The 15,877-nt window shown below is 64.4% G+C and carries 16 protein-coding genes; 7 read left to right on the forward strand and 9 right to left on the reverse strand.

From position 1 onward, the window contains the following. Positions 1-35: 35 nt before the first annotated feature. The 7 genes from FW796_RS01720 to FW796_RS01750 all read right to left on the reverse strand — a co-directional run bounded on the left by FW796_RS01720 (position 36) and on the right by FW796_RS01750 (position 6,766). Positions 36-998, reverse strand: a complete 963-nt coding sequence (locus FW796_RS01720; RefSeq protein ID WP_404938517.1) for an ABC transporter substrate-binding protein — start codon at positions 996-998, stop codon at positions 36-38. A 10-nt stretch (positions 999-1,008) separates the two neighbouring features. Next, on the reverse strand, positions 1,009-1,818 hold the full coding sequence (locus tag FW796_RS01725; protein ID WP_346634959.1) for a class II aldolase/adducin family protein: 810 nt from the start codon (positions 1,816-1,818) through the stop codon (positions 1,009-1,011). A 46-nt stretch (positions 1,819-1,864) separates the two neighbouring features. Further along, positions 1,865-2,803 carry a D-isomer specific 2-hydroxyacid dehydrogenase family protein gene (locus tag FW796_RS01730; protein WP_404938513.1) on the reverse strand — a complete coding sequence of 313 codons (939 nt, stop codon included), beginning with the start codon at positions 2,801-2,803 and terminating at the stop codon, positions 1,865-1,867. Beyond that, positions 2,800-4,005 carry an acyl-CoA dehydrogenase family protein gene (locus FW796_RS01735; protein ID WP_346634961.1) on the reverse strand — a complete coding sequence of 402 codons (1,206 nt, stop codon included), beginning with the start codon at positions 4,003-4,005 and terminating at the stop codon, positions 2,800-2,802. Before FW796_RS01735 ends, FW796_RS01730 begins: the two co-directional genes overlap by 4 nt. Continuing rightward, positions 4,002-4,781: an ABC transporter ATP-binding protein gene (locus tag FW796_RS01740; RefSeq protein WP_346634962.1), complete on the reverse strand. Its 780-nt coding sequence runs from the start codon at positions 4,779-4,781 to the stop codon at positions 4,002-4,004. Before FW796_RS01740 ends, FW796_RS01735 begins: the two co-directional genes overlap by 4 nt. Before the next feature lie 2 nt (positions 4,782-4,783). Continuing rightward, on the reverse strand, positions 4,784-5,605 hold the full coding sequence (locus tag FW796_RS01745) for an ABC transporter permease (RefSeq protein WP_346634963.1): 822 nt from the start codon (positions 5,603-5,605) through the stop codon (positions 4,784-4,786). A gap of 273 nt (positions 5,606-5,878) precedes the next feature. Beyond that, positions 5,879-6,766: a LysR family transcriptional regulator gene (locus FW796_RS01750; RefSeq protein WP_123723323.1), complete on the reverse strand. Its 888-nt coding sequence runs from the start codon at positions 6,764-6,766 to the stop codon at positions 5,879-5,881. Between the two features lie 106 nt (positions 6,767-6,872). Between FW796_RS01750 and FW796_RS01755 the strand changes: the two genes are divergently transcribed. The 7 genes from FW796_RS01755 (at position 6,873) to FW796_RS01785 (ending at position 14,663) form a co-directional block, all read left to right on the forward strand. Continuing rightward, the gene (locus FW796_RS01755; protein WP_446438946.1) at positions 6,873-7,502 is read left to right on the forward strand and encodes a cysteine dioxygenase; all 630 of its coding nucleotides are present in this window, start codon (positions 6,873-6,875) and stop codon (positions 7,500-7,502) included. Then, the gene (locus FW796_RS01760) at positions 7,499-9,082 is read left to right on the forward strand and encodes a rhodanese-related sulfurtransferase (RefSeq protein WP_404938505.1); all 1,584 of its coding nucleotides are present in this window, start codon (positions 7,499-7,501) and stop codon (positions 9,080-9,082) included. The genes FW796_RS01755 and FW796_RS01760 overlap by 4 nt, the downstream gene beginning before the upstream one ends. Before the next feature lie 261 nt (positions 9,083-9,343). Next, entirely contained in the window at positions 9,344-9,892 is a 549-nt protein-coding gene (locus FW796_RS01765) for an RNA polymerase sigma factor (protein WP_346634966.1), read from the forward strand. Then, complete coding sequence (locus FW796_RS01770; protein ID WP_346634967.1) at positions 9,889-10,851, forward strand: FecR family protein; 963 nt, start codon at positions 9,889-9,891, stop codon at positions 10,849-10,851. The genes FW796_RS01765 and FW796_RS01770 overlap by 4 nt, the downstream gene beginning before the upstream one ends. Before the next feature lie 119 nt (positions 10,852-10,970). Continuing rightward, entirely contained in the window at positions 10,971-13,532 is a 2,562-nt protein-coding gene (locus tag FW796_RS01775; RefSeq protein ID WP_446438947.1) for a TonB-dependent hemoglobin/transferrin/lactoferrin family receptor, read from the forward strand. Positions 13,533-13,742: 210 nt separating this feature from the next. Next, entirely contained in the window at positions 13,743-14,033 is a 291-nt protein-coding gene (locus FW796_RS01780; protein ID WP_446438948.1) for a hypothetical protein, read from the forward strand. Positions 14,034-14,042: 9 nt separating this feature from the next. Then, positions 14,043-14,663 (forward strand): hypothetical protein, encoded by a 621-nt coding sequence (locus tag FW796_RS01785; RefSeq protein WP_346634969.1) that lies wholly within the window; start codon positions 14,043-14,045, stop codon positions 14,661-14,663. A gap of 190 nt (positions 14,664-14,853) precedes the next feature. Here the strand turns inward: FW796_RS01785 and FW796_RS01790 are convergent, their stop codons facing one another. Both FW796_RS01790 and FW796_RS01795 read right to left on the reverse strand, forming a co-directional pair. Further along, a complete protein-coding gene (locus FW796_RS01790) occupies positions 14,854-15,156 on the reverse strand; it encodes a ribbon-helix-helix domain-containing protein (protein WP_346634970.1) in 303 nt (100 codons plus the stop codon). Between the two features lie 14 nt (positions 15,157-15,170). Further along, a complete protein-coding gene (locus FW796_RS01795; RefSeq protein WP_346634971.1) occupies positions 15,171-15,752 on the reverse strand; it encodes a DJ-1/PfpI family protein in 582 nt (193 codons plus the stop codon). Positions 15,753-15,877: the final 125 nt, after the last annotated feature.

The raw sequence follows: 15,877 nt of genomic DNA on the forward strand, positions 1-15,877 counted from the left end.
GCCTATTCGCCGGCAAGCCGGCTCCTACAAGGGGGTCAGCTCCAGTGGAAGCTGCGGTCCCACAGGCCGGAAACATCCAGCTGCTGGGGCAGAACACCAGCTTCAAAGAACAGATCGGCCACGTCCTGCTGGGATTTCACCGCCGCGTCGTCCACCGGTTGCAGCAGCCGTGGGCCGCTCTGGGCACGGTATTGGGCCAGGAACACTTCCCGGGGCATGCCGAGGATCTTCGCGCTCTTGGTGGCCCATTCCTCGGGATGGCTGGCGATCCATTGCCAGGCACGGTATTCGCGCAAGATGTAGTCGGTGATCGCCGCGTGCTTGAGCGGATCGGCAATGCTCTGCTGGTTGGCGGCAATCACGTAGTTGCCGGACAGGTAGCCCTGGCCGGTCTTCAGTACCCGGGCCCCGGCCCGCAGTTCCGCCAGCTGGATGAAGTAGCCGAAGCTGACCCAGGCATCCAGCGCGCCGTTCTGAAAAGCGGCGAAGCCATCTTGCGGAGTCAGCGCCATGGGCACGATGTCGGCAAAGCCCAGCCCCTGTTCCTTCAACGCCTTGAGCAGGAAGTAGTGGGAACTGGTGGAGCGGATATAGCCAACGCGCTTGCCCTTGAGTTCGGCCACCGACTGCACCCTGGAGCCCTTGGGCACGATAAACGCCTGGTTGTTGACGTCGCCGGTCAGCACCGCGATCAGTTTCACCGGGGCGTGGTTCTTGATCCCGAAAATCGGCGGGATCTCACTCATCGGCGAGATATCCAGGGTGCCGCTGACCAGGGCTTCGAAGCTCAGGTTACCGCCGGTGAACTCGGCGTACTTGACCTTGTAGGGCGGCGATTCGATGCCCGCCTCGGGGAAGAAGCTCGGCGCTGCGCCCTTGTAGGTGGCGACATTCAGGGTGACCCCGGACAGGTCCGCCGGGGCCCCCAGGCCCAGACGCGGCAAAGCACCGGCCAGGCCGGCAAGGGCCGAGAGTTGCAGAAATCGACGACGCTGCATGAGCTTGTCCTTAATCGAGAAAATCCGGTTCTTCGCGCACGATCCGCTCGCGGTAAGGCTGGAAGCTGAACCAGCCACCAAACTCGGTGCCGACCTGACGCGCGGTGTGGCGCGCCACATCATGGGGAATGGGCCTGGGTGTGCCGGCGGCTTCCGCCAACAGCTGAGTCTGGGCGGCGTTGTCCATGGCAATGAAGCGCCAGACGGCCGCCTCGACGGTTTCGCCAACGGTGAGCAGCCCGTGGTTCTGCAGGATCAACGCCTTGCGTCCCTGCAACGCGGCGGCGATCCGCGCGCCCTCGCTGGCCTCCAGCACCACCCCGGAAAAGTTGTCGAACAGCCCGTGCTGTTCATAGAAGGCGCAAGCGTCCTGGGTCAGCGGGTCCAACAGGCGGCCCAGGCTCGACCAGGCCTTGCCGTACAGGGAATGGGCATGGGCGGCGGCCACCACTTGCGGGTGGGCTTCGTGGAGTGCTGCATGGATGGCGAAGGCCGCCAGGTTCAAGGCGCCCTCGCCTTCGACAATGGCGCCCTGGGGATCGACCAGCAACAGGTCACTGACCCGGATATGGCCGAAATACACCCCCACCGGATTCACCCAGAAATGGTCCGGGCGCTGCGGATCACGCACGGTGATATGCCCGGCGCCACCCATGTCGAAACCCAGCCGGGCGAACACCCGGAAGGCGGCGGCAAGGCTCTGTTTGCGCTGCTGGCGCTCAAGCTCGACGGTGGCTTGCTGGGGCGGATGCTCCCAGCGCAAAACCGTGTGGCCGTCGCGGGGCAAGTCATACACCGCGGGACGAAAATGCGCCGTCATGGCGGCTCTCCTTCAGAGGGGTTGTGGGGGCCAATGGCTGGCGAGGCTAGTAGCCACGTTCGATCTCCACCGGGTTTTCCAGGGCCAGCCCCGCACGCCAGCGCTGGAGGTTGCGCTCCAGCAAACGAGCGATATTCAGGTAGACCCGAGGCGAGTTGGCCGAGGTGTGAGGCGACAGGCGAATGCGTTGATGACGGTAGAACGGATGGCCTGCGGGCAGCGGCTCGGGATCGGCCACGTCCAGGCTGGCGCGAGCGATCTGCCCCACGTCCAGGGCCCGTAACAGGGCGGTCTGATCCACCAGGGCACCCCGGGCAATATTGATCAGGTGCAGACCGGGCTTGGCCGCCGCCAGTACCTCGGCGTCGATGACCTGCCGGGTCTGTTCGGTCAGCGGCACCGCCAGCAGCAGGTGGTCGGCCCGGGCAAACAACTCATGCAGGTTGGCCACAGGCTCGACTCCGGGCACATCAAAGGGCCGTTGCGAACGCCGCAGGGCCAGCACCTGCATGCCCAGGGCCTGGGCCTTGGGCGCCAGCTCCCGGGCGATGCTGCCAAAACCGAACAGGCCCAAGGTGCTGCCGGCCACCGAGGCCAGCGGCCGTTGCCGCCAGTGCTCGGCATCATCGATCCACACCTGGGGCAGGTCTTTGGCGGCCGCGAAAATCGCCGCCAGGGCAAACTCGGCGATGCTCTCGGCGGTGCTGCCACGGGCGCTGGCCACCGGCAACCGGGCGAACAGCCAGCGCGGAAAATAGTCCAGGCCCGAGGTCACCAGTTGCACAAACTGCAGGCCGAAGGGCCAACCCGCAGGCGGCTCTGGAGCATCACGAAAATCGGCATGGGGCGCCGCCAGCAGCACCTGGATATCCCCGGGCAGATCGCTGGGCAGCCCGCGGGGCAGGCTCAGTACCTCGACGCCTGGCAGCCACTGGCGCAATTGCTGGTTGAAGCCCTCGTCGAGCTGGCTGGCAATCCGCGTCACACCTGGGCTCCTCGGCTGGGCAAGGCAAAGGCGGCACGCCCGACAGCGCCAAGGATCGCGTCGTTCTGCGGCGTGTGAATCCGGCTGCAGAGCACGTCGCGGTAATGCCGCTCGATGGGATTGCCCCGGGCCAGCCCGGGGTTGCCGATGGCTTCGATGCCCAGCTCCACGGCGCTGATGGCGTTGCTGGTCACCAGGTACTTGATCTGGGTCGCCTCCCCCGGGGCGATCCGCCCTTCGGCGGCCGCATCCAGCAGCACCCGATTGTTGAACAGCAAGGCATCGATGCGCCCGATCAGTTCCTGGAAACGCGGCAGGCTCGACAGTGGCGCGCCAAGGTTGGCCGGGGTGCGCTGGGCCAGCCAGCTCAGCAGCCAGTCGCGGGCGGCCCGGGCCACGCCGTCATAGATCGCCGACAGCAGCACCGCCAGCCAGAGCACACCCTTGCTGTCCAACTCCGAGGGGCGCGGAACGTTGGCCGGCTGGATGTCCACCGCTTGTTCCAGGGGCACGAACACTTCGTCGAAGATCACGTCGTGACTGCCGGTGGCGCGCATGCCCAGGTGGTCCCAGGTTTCCTCGACGCTGATGCCGGGGCTGTCGCGGTGCACCAGCCAGGTGCCCACCTGCGGCTCGGCATCATCGCTGCGGGCCCAGACCGCCAGCCAGGTCAGCCCGGGAATGCCGGTGGAGTAGATCTTGCGCCCGCTCAGCCGCCAACCGCCTTCGACCCGCCGCGCCAAGGTCGCGGGCAACCCGCCACGGGCCGGGGTGCCCAGGTCCGGCTCGACCCGCAGGGCGTTGATCAAGGCGCCGTCCTGTACCGCTTCACGGGCCACTTGCTGACGCAGATGCAGGGGCCAGGCGTTGTTCTGTTGCAGCCGCGTGTGCTGCAGATACTGCATCACCAGCACCAGCGCAGTGGAGGGCTCACCCTGGGCCACGGCGCCGATCACTCGGCGCGCCTGGGCCAGGGTCGCCTCACTGCCCCCCAGGGCCCGGGGCACCGTCAAGGCCAGCAGGCCATGCTCGTGCAGGCGTTGCAGGTTGGCGTGGGGAAACTCGCTATGACGATCGTAATAGGCCGCAGTGGCGGCGAACTCCTCGCTCAACTGCTGCAGCAGATCGGCGAACTCGGCAGAGTCCGCATCCAGCGAGGAACGGGCTACGGACGGGGACGGTTGCACAGTGGAAAGGCTCATCGGCTGGCAGTCCTGCTCAAGGGGTGGGAGACGCTGACGGCCGGCTCGGCCTCGGTTTCGACCCCCAGCAGTTGCAGCAGCCGCGCACGCAGTTGCTGGAACCCCGGGGTGGACGCCTGACGCGGACGCGGCAGGCGAATCGGTAGCTGTTCGGCTATCTGCCCGTTGGCCAGTACCAGCACTCGGTCGGCCAGCAGCAATGCCTCATCGACATCGTGGGTCACCAGCAACACGGCCGGGGTATGCACCCGCCACAGGCGGATGATCAGCTGATGCATGCGAATTCGGGTCAGTGCGTCGAGGGCGGCAAAGGGCTCGTCCAGCAGCAATAACTGCGGCTCGCGCACCAGGGCCCGGGCCAGGGCCACGCGCTGGGCTTCGCCGCCGGACAGGGTGCCGGGCCAGGCACCGAGGCGATGACCCAGTCCCACTTCGGCCAATGCCGCCAGCACCCGCTCACGCACCTGGGCCCCGCGCACACCGAGGGCGACATTGCGCCATACGCGCTTCCAAGGCATCAGCCGTGGTTCCTGGAAGACTGCGGCCATGGCAGTGGGCACCTGCAACTGCCCCTCATCTACCGGTTCCAGCCCGGCCAGGGCCCGGAGCAAGGTGGTCTTGCCCGAACCGCTGCTGCCCAACAGGGCGACGAACTCCCCCGGGGCGATCTCCAGGTCCAGGCCATCCAGGACCGCTTGCCCGGCAAAGCGTCGGCTGACGCCGCGGCATTCGACGGCGGCGCGCACGCGGCCCGGCTGGGGCAGTAATACAGTCATGGTCAGTTCCTGATGAAGGTCGGCCGCCAGGCCAGGGCAAAACGTTCAAGGCCGCGCACCAGGCTGTCGATGCCCAGGCCCAATACGCTGTAGACCAAGAGGCAGATGACGATCACGTCGGTGCGCATGAAATCCCGGGCGTCATTGACCAGATAGCCGATACCGGCGCTGGCGTTGATCTGCTCCACCACCACCAGCCCCAGCCAACTGATGCCGAAGGCGTAGCGCAGGCCGACGAAAAAGGCCGGCAACGCACCGGGCAGGATCACGTGGACGATCAGCTCCCAGCGCTTGAGGCCCAGCAGCGTCGCCGCTTCCACCAGCTTGGGATCGAGGCTGCGGATACCGGAGAACAGGGTGAGGTAGATGGGAAAGGTGGTGCCCAGGGCAATGAGGGCGATCTTTGGCGTCTCGCCAACCCCGAACCAGAGAATGAACAGCGGCACTATGGCCAGGAATGGCAGGGTGCGCAGCATCTGCATCGGCGAGTCGATGGCGATCTCGCCACGCCGGGACAGGCCCGCCAGCAGGGCCAGGACAGTGCCCAGGCTGACACCGATGGCCAGTCCGCTGAGGGCGCGCTTGAGGGACACCCACAGATGTCCGCCCAACTCGCCACTGCCGAGCATCTGCCACAGGGTGTCGCCGATGGTGCTGGGGGCGGCGATGATCCGTGTCGGCAAGAGCCCGGTGCGGGAGGCCAGTTCCCAGAGCAGCAGGAGTAACAGCGGGCTGATCAGGCGTAACAACAGGTTGCCCAGGAGCTTCAATCCGGGGCGCTCGGTCCAGCGGGAGGACAAGGTCAGCGGGGCTTGCGCAGGCATTTCAACATCCCTATTTCAGCGCGTTCGAGCCCCATGCTAACTACATAAAAAACGTCCGTGAAATTCGTTTTGGTTCTAACTTAATATACAAAAAATGCATTCAGCAAATAGATATATATGCAAACAAAGGATAAACCACCCCCCCCCTGAAGGAGCCGGCTTGCCGGCGAAGGGGCCGTTGCGGGTTGCGCTGCCCCTGCCGAAGCCTTCGCCGTCTAGCCCGCTCTTGCAACAAGCCAGCACCTGCAAGCACCCGTTGCGCCGCACCCGTGACTAGCCGACGCGGGCGGCGACCATCTCGCCAAACAGGCTCACCGGTTCTTGCAGGTTGCCGAGGAAGCGCGGGTGTACCAACCACAGGTCGATCACCGGCTTGAAGTCGCTCACCGGCACTATCTCCAGTTTGTCGCGGTGGCTGCTGTTCTCCAGCAACGGCAGCGGCACCAGGCCGTACCCCAGGCCATTGGCGATCAGCCCCAGTTGCAGCTCGGTGCCGAAGGTTTCCAGGTTGATCTGTAAAGTCAGGCCCTGGGCACTCAACGCTCGTTGCAGGCCCGCACGGAAACCGCAGCCATCGGGATTCAACACCCAGCCGCGCTGGTAACAGTCGGCCAGCTTGCAGGAACGCTTGCGCACCTCGCCCTTGGCCGCTACCACCACCAGATTCATGCTGCCCAGGGAGCGCCCCACTACGCCTTCGGGGAATACCTTGCCGGCAGGAAACAGCGCAGCCACCACGTCCAGCTCACCGTTCTCGACCTTACTCAGCAGATGGCTACCCCACCCCGTGGCCACCGACGTCTGCAATTGCGGATAGAGCGTCTTCAGCTGGCTCAGGGCATCCAGCAGCACCACATCGCCAATGGTCTGCGGCACGCCGATGCGCAAGGCGCCGCTGGGGGCGCCGTCATTGGCCACCAACTCGTTCAGGGCATCGATGCTGCGCAGCACTTCCAGGCACTGGCCATAAACCCGCAGGCCCATGCTGGTGGGCTTGAGTGGCTTGGTGTTGCGATCCAGCAACTCCACCCCCAGGGCTTCCTCGAAATTCTGCACCCGGCGGGTGATGGCCGGCTGGGTCAATTGCAGGGCATCGGCCGCCTGGCTGATGGTCTGGCAACGGATCACCGCAACGAACGCATTCAGATCATCTATCTTCATTCTTTTTTCGCATAATAAATGACTGGAAAAATGTTCGATAAGAATAATACCTTTTAGCTCGCCCGTGTAGTTCGCGTCATTTGCCTTGTGTCCACGGAGGGAGCCCATGCCCCACAACGCCGAAACAATCGCCATTGCTTCACCCAACTTCGCCCGCCTGCGGGACTTCATCGCCGCCCTGGCCGAGCTGCTGGACAGCGCCCCCGATGAGGCCCGGGTGCTGGATCAAGGGGCCACGCTGCTGCAGCGCCTGGTGAGCCGGGACGATTGGCTGCCCGATGAGTTCGCCCAGCCGGACCCACAGCGCTACCAGCAATTCCTGCTGCATGCCGACTCGCGCCAGCGCTTCTCCATCGTCAGCTTTGTCTGGGGGCCGGGGCAGCGCACGCCAATCCACGATCACCGGGTCTGGGGGCTGATCGGCATGCTCCGCGGCGCCGAAGACTCCCAGGGTTTCGAACGCCTGGCGGACGGCCGCCTGCAACCTGCGGGGGCTCCGATACGCCTGGTGCCGGGGCAAGTGGAGGCAGTGTCGCCGCGCATTGGCGACATCCATCAGGTGAGCAACGCCTACGCCGACCGGGTGTCCATCAGCATCCATGTGTATGGCGCCAACATCGGTGCGGTACGCCGTGCCGTATACGATCCGGACGGTCACGAGAAGCCCTTTGTCTCCGGTTATTCCAACCGCTTGCTGCCTAACCTCTGGGACTTGTCGAAGGAGCCCCTGCAATGACCGATTTCCCTACCCGCAGCCCGGCGCACATCCGTCAGGCTCTGCTAGACCGCCAGGAACTGGCGCTGATCGATGTCCGTGAAGAGGCGCCCTTCGCCGAAGCCCACCCGCTGTTCGCCGCCAATATCCCGCTGTCGAAACTGGAGCTGGAGGTCTATGCGCGCATCCCCCGGCGCGACACCCCGATTACCCTCTATGACCAGGGCGAAGGGCTGGCCCAACGTGCGGCGACCCGCCTGCGGCAACTGGGCTACAGCGATGTCGCCCTGCTTGAGGGCGGCCTGGATGGCTGGCGCACCGCCGGTGGCGAGTTGTTCAAGGACGTCAACGTCCCCAGCAAATCCTTTGGCGAACTGGTGGAGGCGGAGCGTCATACCCCATCCCTGGCCGCCGAAGAACTCCAGGCGCTGCTCGACCAGCAGGCCGATCTGGTGGTGCTGGATGCAAGACGCTTCGACGAATACCAGACCATGAGCATCCCCGGCAGCACCAGCGTGCCCGGCGCCGAACTGGTGCTGCGGGTGCGTGAACTGGCCCCCGATCCGCGGACACAGGTGGTGGTCAACTGTGCCGGACGCACCCGCAGCATCATCGGCACCCAGTCCCTGGTAAACGCCGGCATTCCCAATCCGGTGGCGGCCCTGCGCAACGGCACCATCGGCTGGACCCTGGCCGGGCAGAAACTGGAGCACGGCCAGAACCGCCGGTTCAAGGCGGTGAATGAGGCCCAGCGGGCGCAGGCGCAAACGGCGGCACGGGCGGTAGCGGATCAGGCTGACGTGGCGCGCATCGATCTCGCCCAGTGGCGGCGCTGGCAAGCCGATCCCAAGCGCACCAGCTATCTGTTCGATGTACGTACTCCGGAGGAATTCGCCGCCGGCCACCTGCCCGCAGCCCGCTCCACGCCCGGGGGGCAACTGGTGCAGGAAACCGATCACTTCGCCAGCGTTCGCGGTGCGCGCCTGGTGCTGGTGGACAACGACGGCGTGCGCGCCAACATGAGCGCGTCCTGGCTGGCCCAGATGGGCTGGCAGGTGGCGGTGCTCGACGGTCTGCGCGACAGCGACTTCAGCGTGCGCGGTCCCTGGCAGGCGCCCTTGCCGGATGTGGCCCCGGCCGAGGAGATCAGCCCGCGCACCCTGGCCGACTGGCTGCAGGAACCCGGCACCCTGGTTCTGGATTTCACCGCCAGCGCCAACTACGTGCAACGCCATATCCCCGGTGCCTGGTGGGCCCTGCCCAGCCAACTGGAGGAATCCCTGGCCCAACTGCCCCAGCCCGAGCGGTTTGTCCTGACCTGCGGCAGCAGCCTGCTGGCACGCTTTGTAGTGCCGCAATTGCAGGCCCTGACCCAGCGTCCGGTGTTTCTCCTGAGCGGTGGCACCGCAGCCTGGATCGAAGCCGGCCTGCCCCTGGAGGAAAGCCGCCAGCAACTGGCCGCGCCACGGATCGACCGCTACCGCCGCCCCTATGAAGGCACCGACAACCCCAGGGAAGCCATGCAGGGTTACCTGGACTGGGAGTTTGGCCTGGTGGAACAACTACGGCGCGACGGCACCCACGGCTTTTTCGTGATCTGAGCCTTTATGGGGGCTTTCGCTGGCAAGCCAGCGCCGACATGCCGTGCTTCCCCCTTGTAGGAGCCGGCTTGCCGGCGAAGAGGGCGCAGCCTGGCATCGCCTGCAAGGGCGCCTTCGCTGGCAAGCCCGTTCCCGCGAAGAGGGGTATTTAGAGCGCGAAGGCGGTGCTGGCTGATCGTCAATTTGCGCAAGTGACAAATAGCAATAATTCTCGATATCATTCGCGACCTTGTGCTCACCGCGTCGTCAAGAAGGATATCCATGTCTCGCTCCAAGACCGACTCTGCGTCGGCGGACTCTGTTCGCGGGTTCTATGCGGACATCCTGCATTTCCTGCGTAAACGCACGGACAACGCCAGCGACGCGGCGGACATGACCCAGGACGTGTTCACCCAATGGCTCGATTACCGTGATCGGGCCCAGGTCGAGCAGCCCCGGGCCTTTCTGTTCCAGATGGCGCGCAATCTGCTGCGCGATCATTGGCGACGCCAGCAAGTGCGTTCCAAGGTGCACCACGAGCCCCACCTCGAAGAAAACTTCGACAGCGAACCCCTGGCCGACGAACAGCATGAGCCGCTGCCCGCCATCCAGCGCCTGCAACGCCTGGAGCAATTGAAAGAAGTCCTCGCCCAACTCTCGCCGCGCCGCCGCGAAGCCCTTATGCTGCACCGCTTCGAAGGGCTGAGCCAGGCGCAGATCGCCGAACGCATGGGGATTTCCGTGAGCATGGTGGAGAAACACATCGCCTTTGCCCTGCTGCACTGCAAGCAGCACCTACAACGAGAAAATGGCAAGGAGCAGCCTGAATGACCCGCTTTCCCGGCACCCACGACGACCTCGACAGCGAACAGATCGATGCTCAGGCCGCCAGCTGGTTCGCCCGTAACCGCAATGATCCGGATCGCGCCACGCGCAAGGCCTTCGATAGCTGGATCAGTGAACCGGCCCATGCCCGGGCCTACGCCGAATTCGAGGCGCTGTGGGACGACCTGGCGCAGTTGCAGCAACTGAGCCGCCCGGTGCCGCTCCCCCGGCGCAAGACGCCACTCTGGCGGCCGGCCCTGGCAGTGGCCGCCGCCTTGCTGTGCGCGGTGCTGGCGGTCAACCTGGGCACGCCCCAGGCCCCCTACCGGCAGCAGATCGCGGCCCAGGAACAGGGGGCACGGGCCTTCAAGCTGCCGGACGGTAGCACCTTGTACGTCAACGCCAATACCCAGGTGACCATCGATTTCAGCGCCCATCAGCGCAACATCTACCTGCAGTTGGGCCAGCTGTACCTGGAAGTCGCCGCCGACAAGGAACGTCCGCTGTGGGTGCACAGCGGCGAGGCCAAGGTGCGGGTGGTGGGCACCGCCTTCGACGTGCGTCGCGGCCAGCGCCAACTGGTGGTCAGCGTGGCCCACGGCCAGGTGGCCTTCAGCCCGGACGGCAAGCCCGGGGAGTTGACCCTGCTGAGCGCTCGACAACAGGCCACCTATGACCTGCAAAAAGGCACCCTGCGCCAGCAGACCCTGGACCGCGACGAGGTGGCCGACTGGCGCAGCGGGCGCCTGGCCTTTCGCAACCGCGACCTGGCGAGCCTGGTGGACGAGCTGAACCTGTACCGCCACCAGCCGGTACAACTGGCCGAGGGCCCGCTGAGCGCCTACAAGGTTTCCGGCAACCTCGACGTCAACGATCCGGATGCCTTGGTCAAGGCTCTACCGGCCCTGATCCCGGTAAAAACCCGGGTACAGGCCAACGGTCAGCTGAAGATCGAAGCCCGCTGAATTTTATATGAGAATATTTTGCATTCGCATATGAGGTTTTTTTTCACTGCCGCGTCTTCCTCCTGTCTGCGATCTGTCCGCAGCGCCTTTTTGGCCTTTAAGCCGCTCTGGGGGAAGTCATGTTTCGCGCGTTCTTGCCTGTTCCGTTAGTCCGTACCCGCCCGACCCTGCTCGCCGCCTGCCTGGCATTCAGCCTGCAGGCCCATGCCGGGCCGCTGCATTTCCAGCTGCCGGCGCAGCCTCTGGCCGCCTCCCTGAGCCAGATCGCCCAGCAGGCAAAGATCCAGCTGCTGTTCGATGAGCAACTGCTGCGCAATGCCAAGGCCCCGGCCCTGCAAGGCGACTACAGCCCGGAAGAGGCGATCCGCGCCCTGCTGCAGAACGGCCAGTTCAACCTGATGAAGGTCGACAACACCTACATCGTGCGCCCTGCCGAGACCAGCCTCAGCGGTGGTTCGGCCTTGCAACTGGGGGCCATGAGCGTGATCGGCAACGGCACCGAGGTGGACGCCGCCAGTGTTGGCCGCTCGACCCTGAACCAGACGGAAATCGATCGCCACCAGTCCAACAACGTGGTCAGCCTGATCGACACCCTGCCCGGCGTGAGCCTGGGCGGCTCGCTCAAACCCGGCGGCCAGACCATCAACATCTGGGGCCTGGGAGACGCCGAAGACGTACCGATCACCGTCGACGGCGCCACCAAGAGCGGCTTCGAGCGCTACCAGCAGGGAGTGATCTTCATCGAGCCGGAACTGATCCGTCGGGTGGAAGTGGAGAAAGGCCCGCACTCGCCGAAGACCGGGAACGGCGGCTTCGGCGGCACCGTGCACACCGAGACCAAGGATGCCCCGGACCTGCTGCAGGACGGACGCAATGTCGGCGCCATGGTCAAGTACGGCTACAGCAGCAACGACCATCAACAGGCCTACACCTCTGCCGTCTATGGCCGTTCCGATGACCATCGCTTCGATGCCCTGGCTTACTGGACCAAGCGCGACGGCGACGACATGAAGCTGGCCAGTTCCATTCCCGACCCGCGCAATGAATACCTGATCAACCCCAAGCGCCAGCCCAACACAGCTCAGGACCTGGACGGCGAGCTCTATAAGTTCAACATGCAACTGACCGACGAGCATCGCCTGGGCTTGAGCTACATGCGCTCCAACAGTGACATCTGGGCGCCCTTCTCGGCCAAGACCTACCCGGCGCCGCCCAGCAAGGCCAACATCGACAAGTACGGTTATGACGGCGCCACCAAGCGCTACCTGGCTCAGCGCAATACCGTCGACACCACCTGGCTGACCAAGTACGAGTATCAGCCGGTAGACAACCCCTGGGTCGACCTCAAGGTCCAATACTCCAACTCCAAGACCGACCAGACCGACGAGCGCGGCCCGACCGCTTTCTATCAACCGGTCACTGGCGGCCGCAAGATCACCGTGGGCTACGAGGACAAGATCCTCGAAGTGACCAATACCAGCCGCTTCAGCACCGGCCCTCTGGAACACGCCTTCACCACAGGTGCGCAGATCCGCAAGCACACTCGCGAGGTGGACATGTGGATGCCGGGCAAGACCTATGAAGTGCCCAAATACAACTACGGCCACTACCAGCCGGGCTTCATGCCCCATGGCAAGGTCGACAACAACGCCTTCTACATCCAGGACGCGGTAACTCTGGGGGACTTCACCCTGACCCCATCGCTGCGCTACGACCATGTACGCAACCGTGGCGAGCAAAACGATGCGCCGCTGTACAACAGCACCAGCCCCAAGGACGGCCATGACTATGGTGACAAGACCTACACCGGCTGGTCGCCGCGCCTCTCGGCGTTCTGGAACGTCAATCCGAACCTGGCGCTGTTCGCCGACTACAGCAAGACCTGGCGCGCACCGGTAATCGACGAGCAGTACGAAGTTCAGGCCCCCGGCAGCACGCGCTCGGCCACCAGCCGTAACCTGGACCCGGAGCGCATCACCGCACTGCGAGCAGGGACCATCCATAATTTCTCCAAGGTGCTGACCGACAACGACAACGCGCAGATCCGCACCACGGTGTTCCAGAACAAGATCACCAACGAGATCCTCAAGGCCACCGGCATCGGCTGTGCGGAGCAGTTGAGCACTGGCAAGAGCATCTCTCAGGTGTGCAAGGAATCGCCGATGTCGGTGTATCGCAACATCGGCGACCTGACCATCAAAGGCTTTGAAGTCGAGAGCTACTACGACTCCACCTACCTGTTCGGCGCCCTGTCTTACTCATGGATCACCGGCAAGCACCAAGGCGCCTATACCAACCCTTGGGGACCGAACGTCTGGGCCCGGGACATTCCGCCACGCAAGTGGGTGGCGACCCTGGGGCTGAAGATTCCCCAATGGGATGCCCAGGTTGGCTGGCAGGGCCAGTGGGTACGCCAGACCGACCGCCTGCCCAGCGACAAATACCCCAGCGGCCCGGCCAGTAGCCTGGGTGATTCCTACTGGGACCAGTACGGCAATGATCGCTACAACGTGCAGGGCCTGTTTGCCAACTGGAAGCCCCAACAAGCCTATCTCAAGGGCACTGAAGTCAACTTCACCCTGGATAACATGTTCAACCGCGACTACCGTCCGGCCCTCAGCGGCGACAACGCCTACAGCGTCGGACGCAACGCCAAGATCAGCGTGACCCGCTTCTTCTGACGGCAACTGGCTGCGGTGCATCGGATGCACCGCAGCAGGCCAGCCGTTGGCCATCACGGATGTATTGCAAGCCTTTAGCCAAGCCCTGCCGCCCGCGCCTGCCGGGCTAAGATCGACTCCCCCCTGAAAACCGCTGAAATGCCTTTGGGCGCTTTCAGCCGACTTCCCATTGATTATGTACGACATTCGTCGTACAAACGAGAAAGCATCATGGACAGAGGCTTCAGGAAGGTCAGGCGGGACCTGATCGATGCACTACAGAGCGGCAACTATGTGCATGCCGCGCGCGGCTCGATCGAGGTCAAGAACCTGCTGGCCACCGGTGAGGTTTCGGCCGGCCAACTGATCGAGGTCATCGGCGCCTGCAAGGGCACCGACCACCAGTGCAGTGCCCACCACAGCGCCCCAGACCTTGCCGTCCATGTGCTGAATAAGGCGGGCTGGTACATCAAGTTCTACTTTATCGAGCCAGATGTGTGGTTCATCAGCGTTCACCGATGAGGGCAACCCATGAAACTCTATCTGCAGGGCGACCGGGGCAAGGCGCTTTGTGAGCATTGCCAGCAGGTCGTGGGCATCACCTACACCCGCCGCGACGTACCGTTCAGCGACGGCAACGGCCAGGCCCGGGAGATCCTGGTGGGGGTCTGCGACCTGTGCGCCACGGTGGTAGCCATCCCGCCCCAGTCGACGCCGGCGATCAAGGAAGCGCGCCGCCAGCAACTGACCTCCATCGAGGCGCGGCTGCCGGCGGTCTACCTCGACGTGCTGGATGCCGCGATGCACTCGGTGGCCGAGGACGCCGGGGTACAGATGCGCAAATTGTTCTTCAGCTACTACTTCAGCGCCCCCGCCGAGCCTGGCCTGGAGCAGGTACACGAGGGTTTCGCCACGTACCTGGCGGAACAGGCCAAGGCCCGCCAGTTGCCTGCCGTGCCGGCAATGAAGCGCCTGTCGCTGAAGGTCAACCACTATGTGGCTGAGGATCTCGCGCGTCTGCTGGAGGCAACCCGGATGACCCAGACCGAACTGCTGAAATCGCTGATCGCACAGATTCGCCTGGATGTGCTGGAGGGCGGCAACCCGGCGGTGATCGCCGACCTGCGCCAACTGGCGCGCCTGGGCCTGTAACCGCTCAGCCCGCGCCTCGTCCGGGCGCCCTGCCCGCCTGCAACCAATCCCCCCGGCGCCAGTGAAGGCATGCCACGATGGCCTGCCTCTTCACCGGCAAGCCGGCGCCTACAAGATGTAACGCCGTAAGCCTCGTAGGAGCTGGCTTGCCAGCGAAAGCGCCGCCAAGTGCGATGCACGACACGAGGACTTACAAAGCGTTGCGGCGTACCAGGCTGAGATCGGGGGCGCTGCGGCGCTGGCTCAGGTAGCGGGTGCAACTGACCCGCAGGAAGGAGGCGAAATTCACCACTTCGCCGCGATAGTCCATGACCTCTTCATACAGCTTGGCAATCAGCTGGTTGGTGGTCATGCCGTCCACTTCGGCAATTTCGCTGAGGATGTCCCAGAACTGGTTTTCCAGGCGCAAGGTGGTGACCACGCCACAGATACGCAACGAGCGGGAACGGGATTCATAAAGAATCGGGTCGGCCTTGACGTACAGCTCGCACATGACGTGGTCCTCGCTTAAAGGGTGATGCGGGTGCCCAGCAGGCCCAGGAAACCCGCCAGCCAGCTGGGGTGCGCCGGCCACGCTGGGGCGGTGACCAGATTGCCCTGGACGTGACCTTCAGTCACCGGGATATCGATGTAAGTGCCACCGGCCAGACGCACTTCCGGGGCACAGGCCGGATAGGCACTGCATTCACGACCTTCGAGGATGCCCGCTGCCGCCAGCAGTTGCGCGCCATGGCACACCGCAGCAATCGGCTTGCCGGCCTGGTCGAATTCCTTGACCAGTTGCAGGACTTTTTCGTTCAGGCGCAGGTATTCCGGTGCACGTCCGCCGGGGATCAGCAGGGCGTCGTAATCAGCGGAGCTGACCTGGGCAAAATCGAAGTTGAGGGCAAACAGGTGACCCGGTTTCTCGCTGTAGGTCTGGTCGCCCTCGAAGTCGTGGATCGCCGTACGCACGGTCTGCCCGGCGCTCTTGTCCGGGCACACGGCGTGCACCGTATGACCGACCATCAGCAGTGCCTGGAACGGCACCATCACTTCGTAGTCTTCGACGTAATCGCCAACCAGCATGAGGATCTTTTTCGCGGCCATGGAGTGGACTCCTTTCAGGGAAAGACGTGAGCGGAATGAGTACTCAAGGTAGTCCCAATCCGCCAGCCCGGGTAATAGCCACTTACTACAGCGGCAAGCTGCAAGCTGCTGGCGTGGAACTCCAG

The sequence above is a fragment of the Pseudomonas sp. 910_21 genome (assembly GCF_052850735.1).

Excerpts from the sequence above, each read along its gene's own strand:
- FW796_RS01720 (WP_404938517.1), bottom strand. The coding sequence starts at position 998 with ATGCAGCGTCGTCGATTTCTGCAACTCTCGGCCCTTGCCGGCCTGGCC.
- FW796_RS01745 (WP_346634963.1), bottom strand. The coding sequence starts at position 5,605 with ATGCCTGCGCAAGCCCCGCTGACCTTGTCCTCCCGCTGGACCGAGCGC.
- FW796_RS01750 (WP_123723323.1), bottom strand. The coding sequence starts at position 6,766 with ATGAAGATAGATGATCTGAATGCGTTCGTTGCGGTGATCCGTTGCCAG.
- FW796_RS01785 (WP_346634969.1), top strand. The coding sequence starts at position 14,043 with ATGAAACTCTATCTGCAGGGCGACCGGGGCAAGGCGCTTTGTGAGCAT.
- FW796_RS01760 (WP_404938505.1), top strand. The coding sequence starts at position 7,499 with ATGACCGATTTCCCTACCCGCAGCCCGGCGCACATCCGTCAGGCTCTG.
- FW796_RS01755 (WP_446438946.1), top strand. The coding sequence starts at position 6,873 with ATGCCCCACAACGCCGAAACAATCGCCATTGCTTCACCCAACTTCGCC.
- FW796_RS01790 (WP_346634970.1), bottom strand. The coding sequence starts at position 15,156 with ATGTGCGAGCTGTACGTCAAGGCCGACCCGATTCTTTATGAATCCCGT.
- FW796_RS01770 (WP_346634967.1), top strand. The coding sequence starts at position 9,889 with ATGACCCGCTTTCCCGGCACCCACGACGACCTCGACAGCGAACAGATC.
- FW796_RS01735 (WP_346634961.1), bottom strand. The coding sequence starts at position 4,005 with ATGAGCCTTTCCACTGTGCAACCGTCCCCGTCCGTAGCCCGTTCCTCG.
- FW796_RS01775 (WP_446438947.1), top strand. The coding sequence starts at position 10,971 with ATGTTTCGCGCGTTCTTGCCTGTTCCGTTAGTCCGTACCCGCCCGACC.
- FW796_RS01780 (WP_446438948.1), top strand. The coding sequence starts at position 13,743 with ATGGACAGAGGCTTCAGGAAGGTCAGGCGGGACCTGATCGATGCACTA.
- FW796_RS01795 (WP_346634971.1), bottom strand. The coding sequence starts at position 15,752 with ATGGCCGCGAAAAAGATCCTCATGCTGGTTGGCGATTACGTCGAAGAC.
- FW796_RS01725 (WP_346634959.1), bottom strand. The coding sequence starts at position 1,818 with ATGACGGCGCATTTTCGTCCCGCGGTGTATGACTTGCCCCGCGACGGC.
- FW796_RS01740 (WP_346634962.1), bottom strand. The coding sequence starts at position 4,781 with ATGACTGTATTACTGCCCCAGCCGGGCCGCGTGCGCGCCGCCGTCGAA.
- FW796_RS01765 (WP_346634966.1), top strand. The coding sequence starts at position 9,344 with ATGTCTCGCTCCAAGACCGACTCTGCGTCGGCGGACTCTGTTCGCGGG.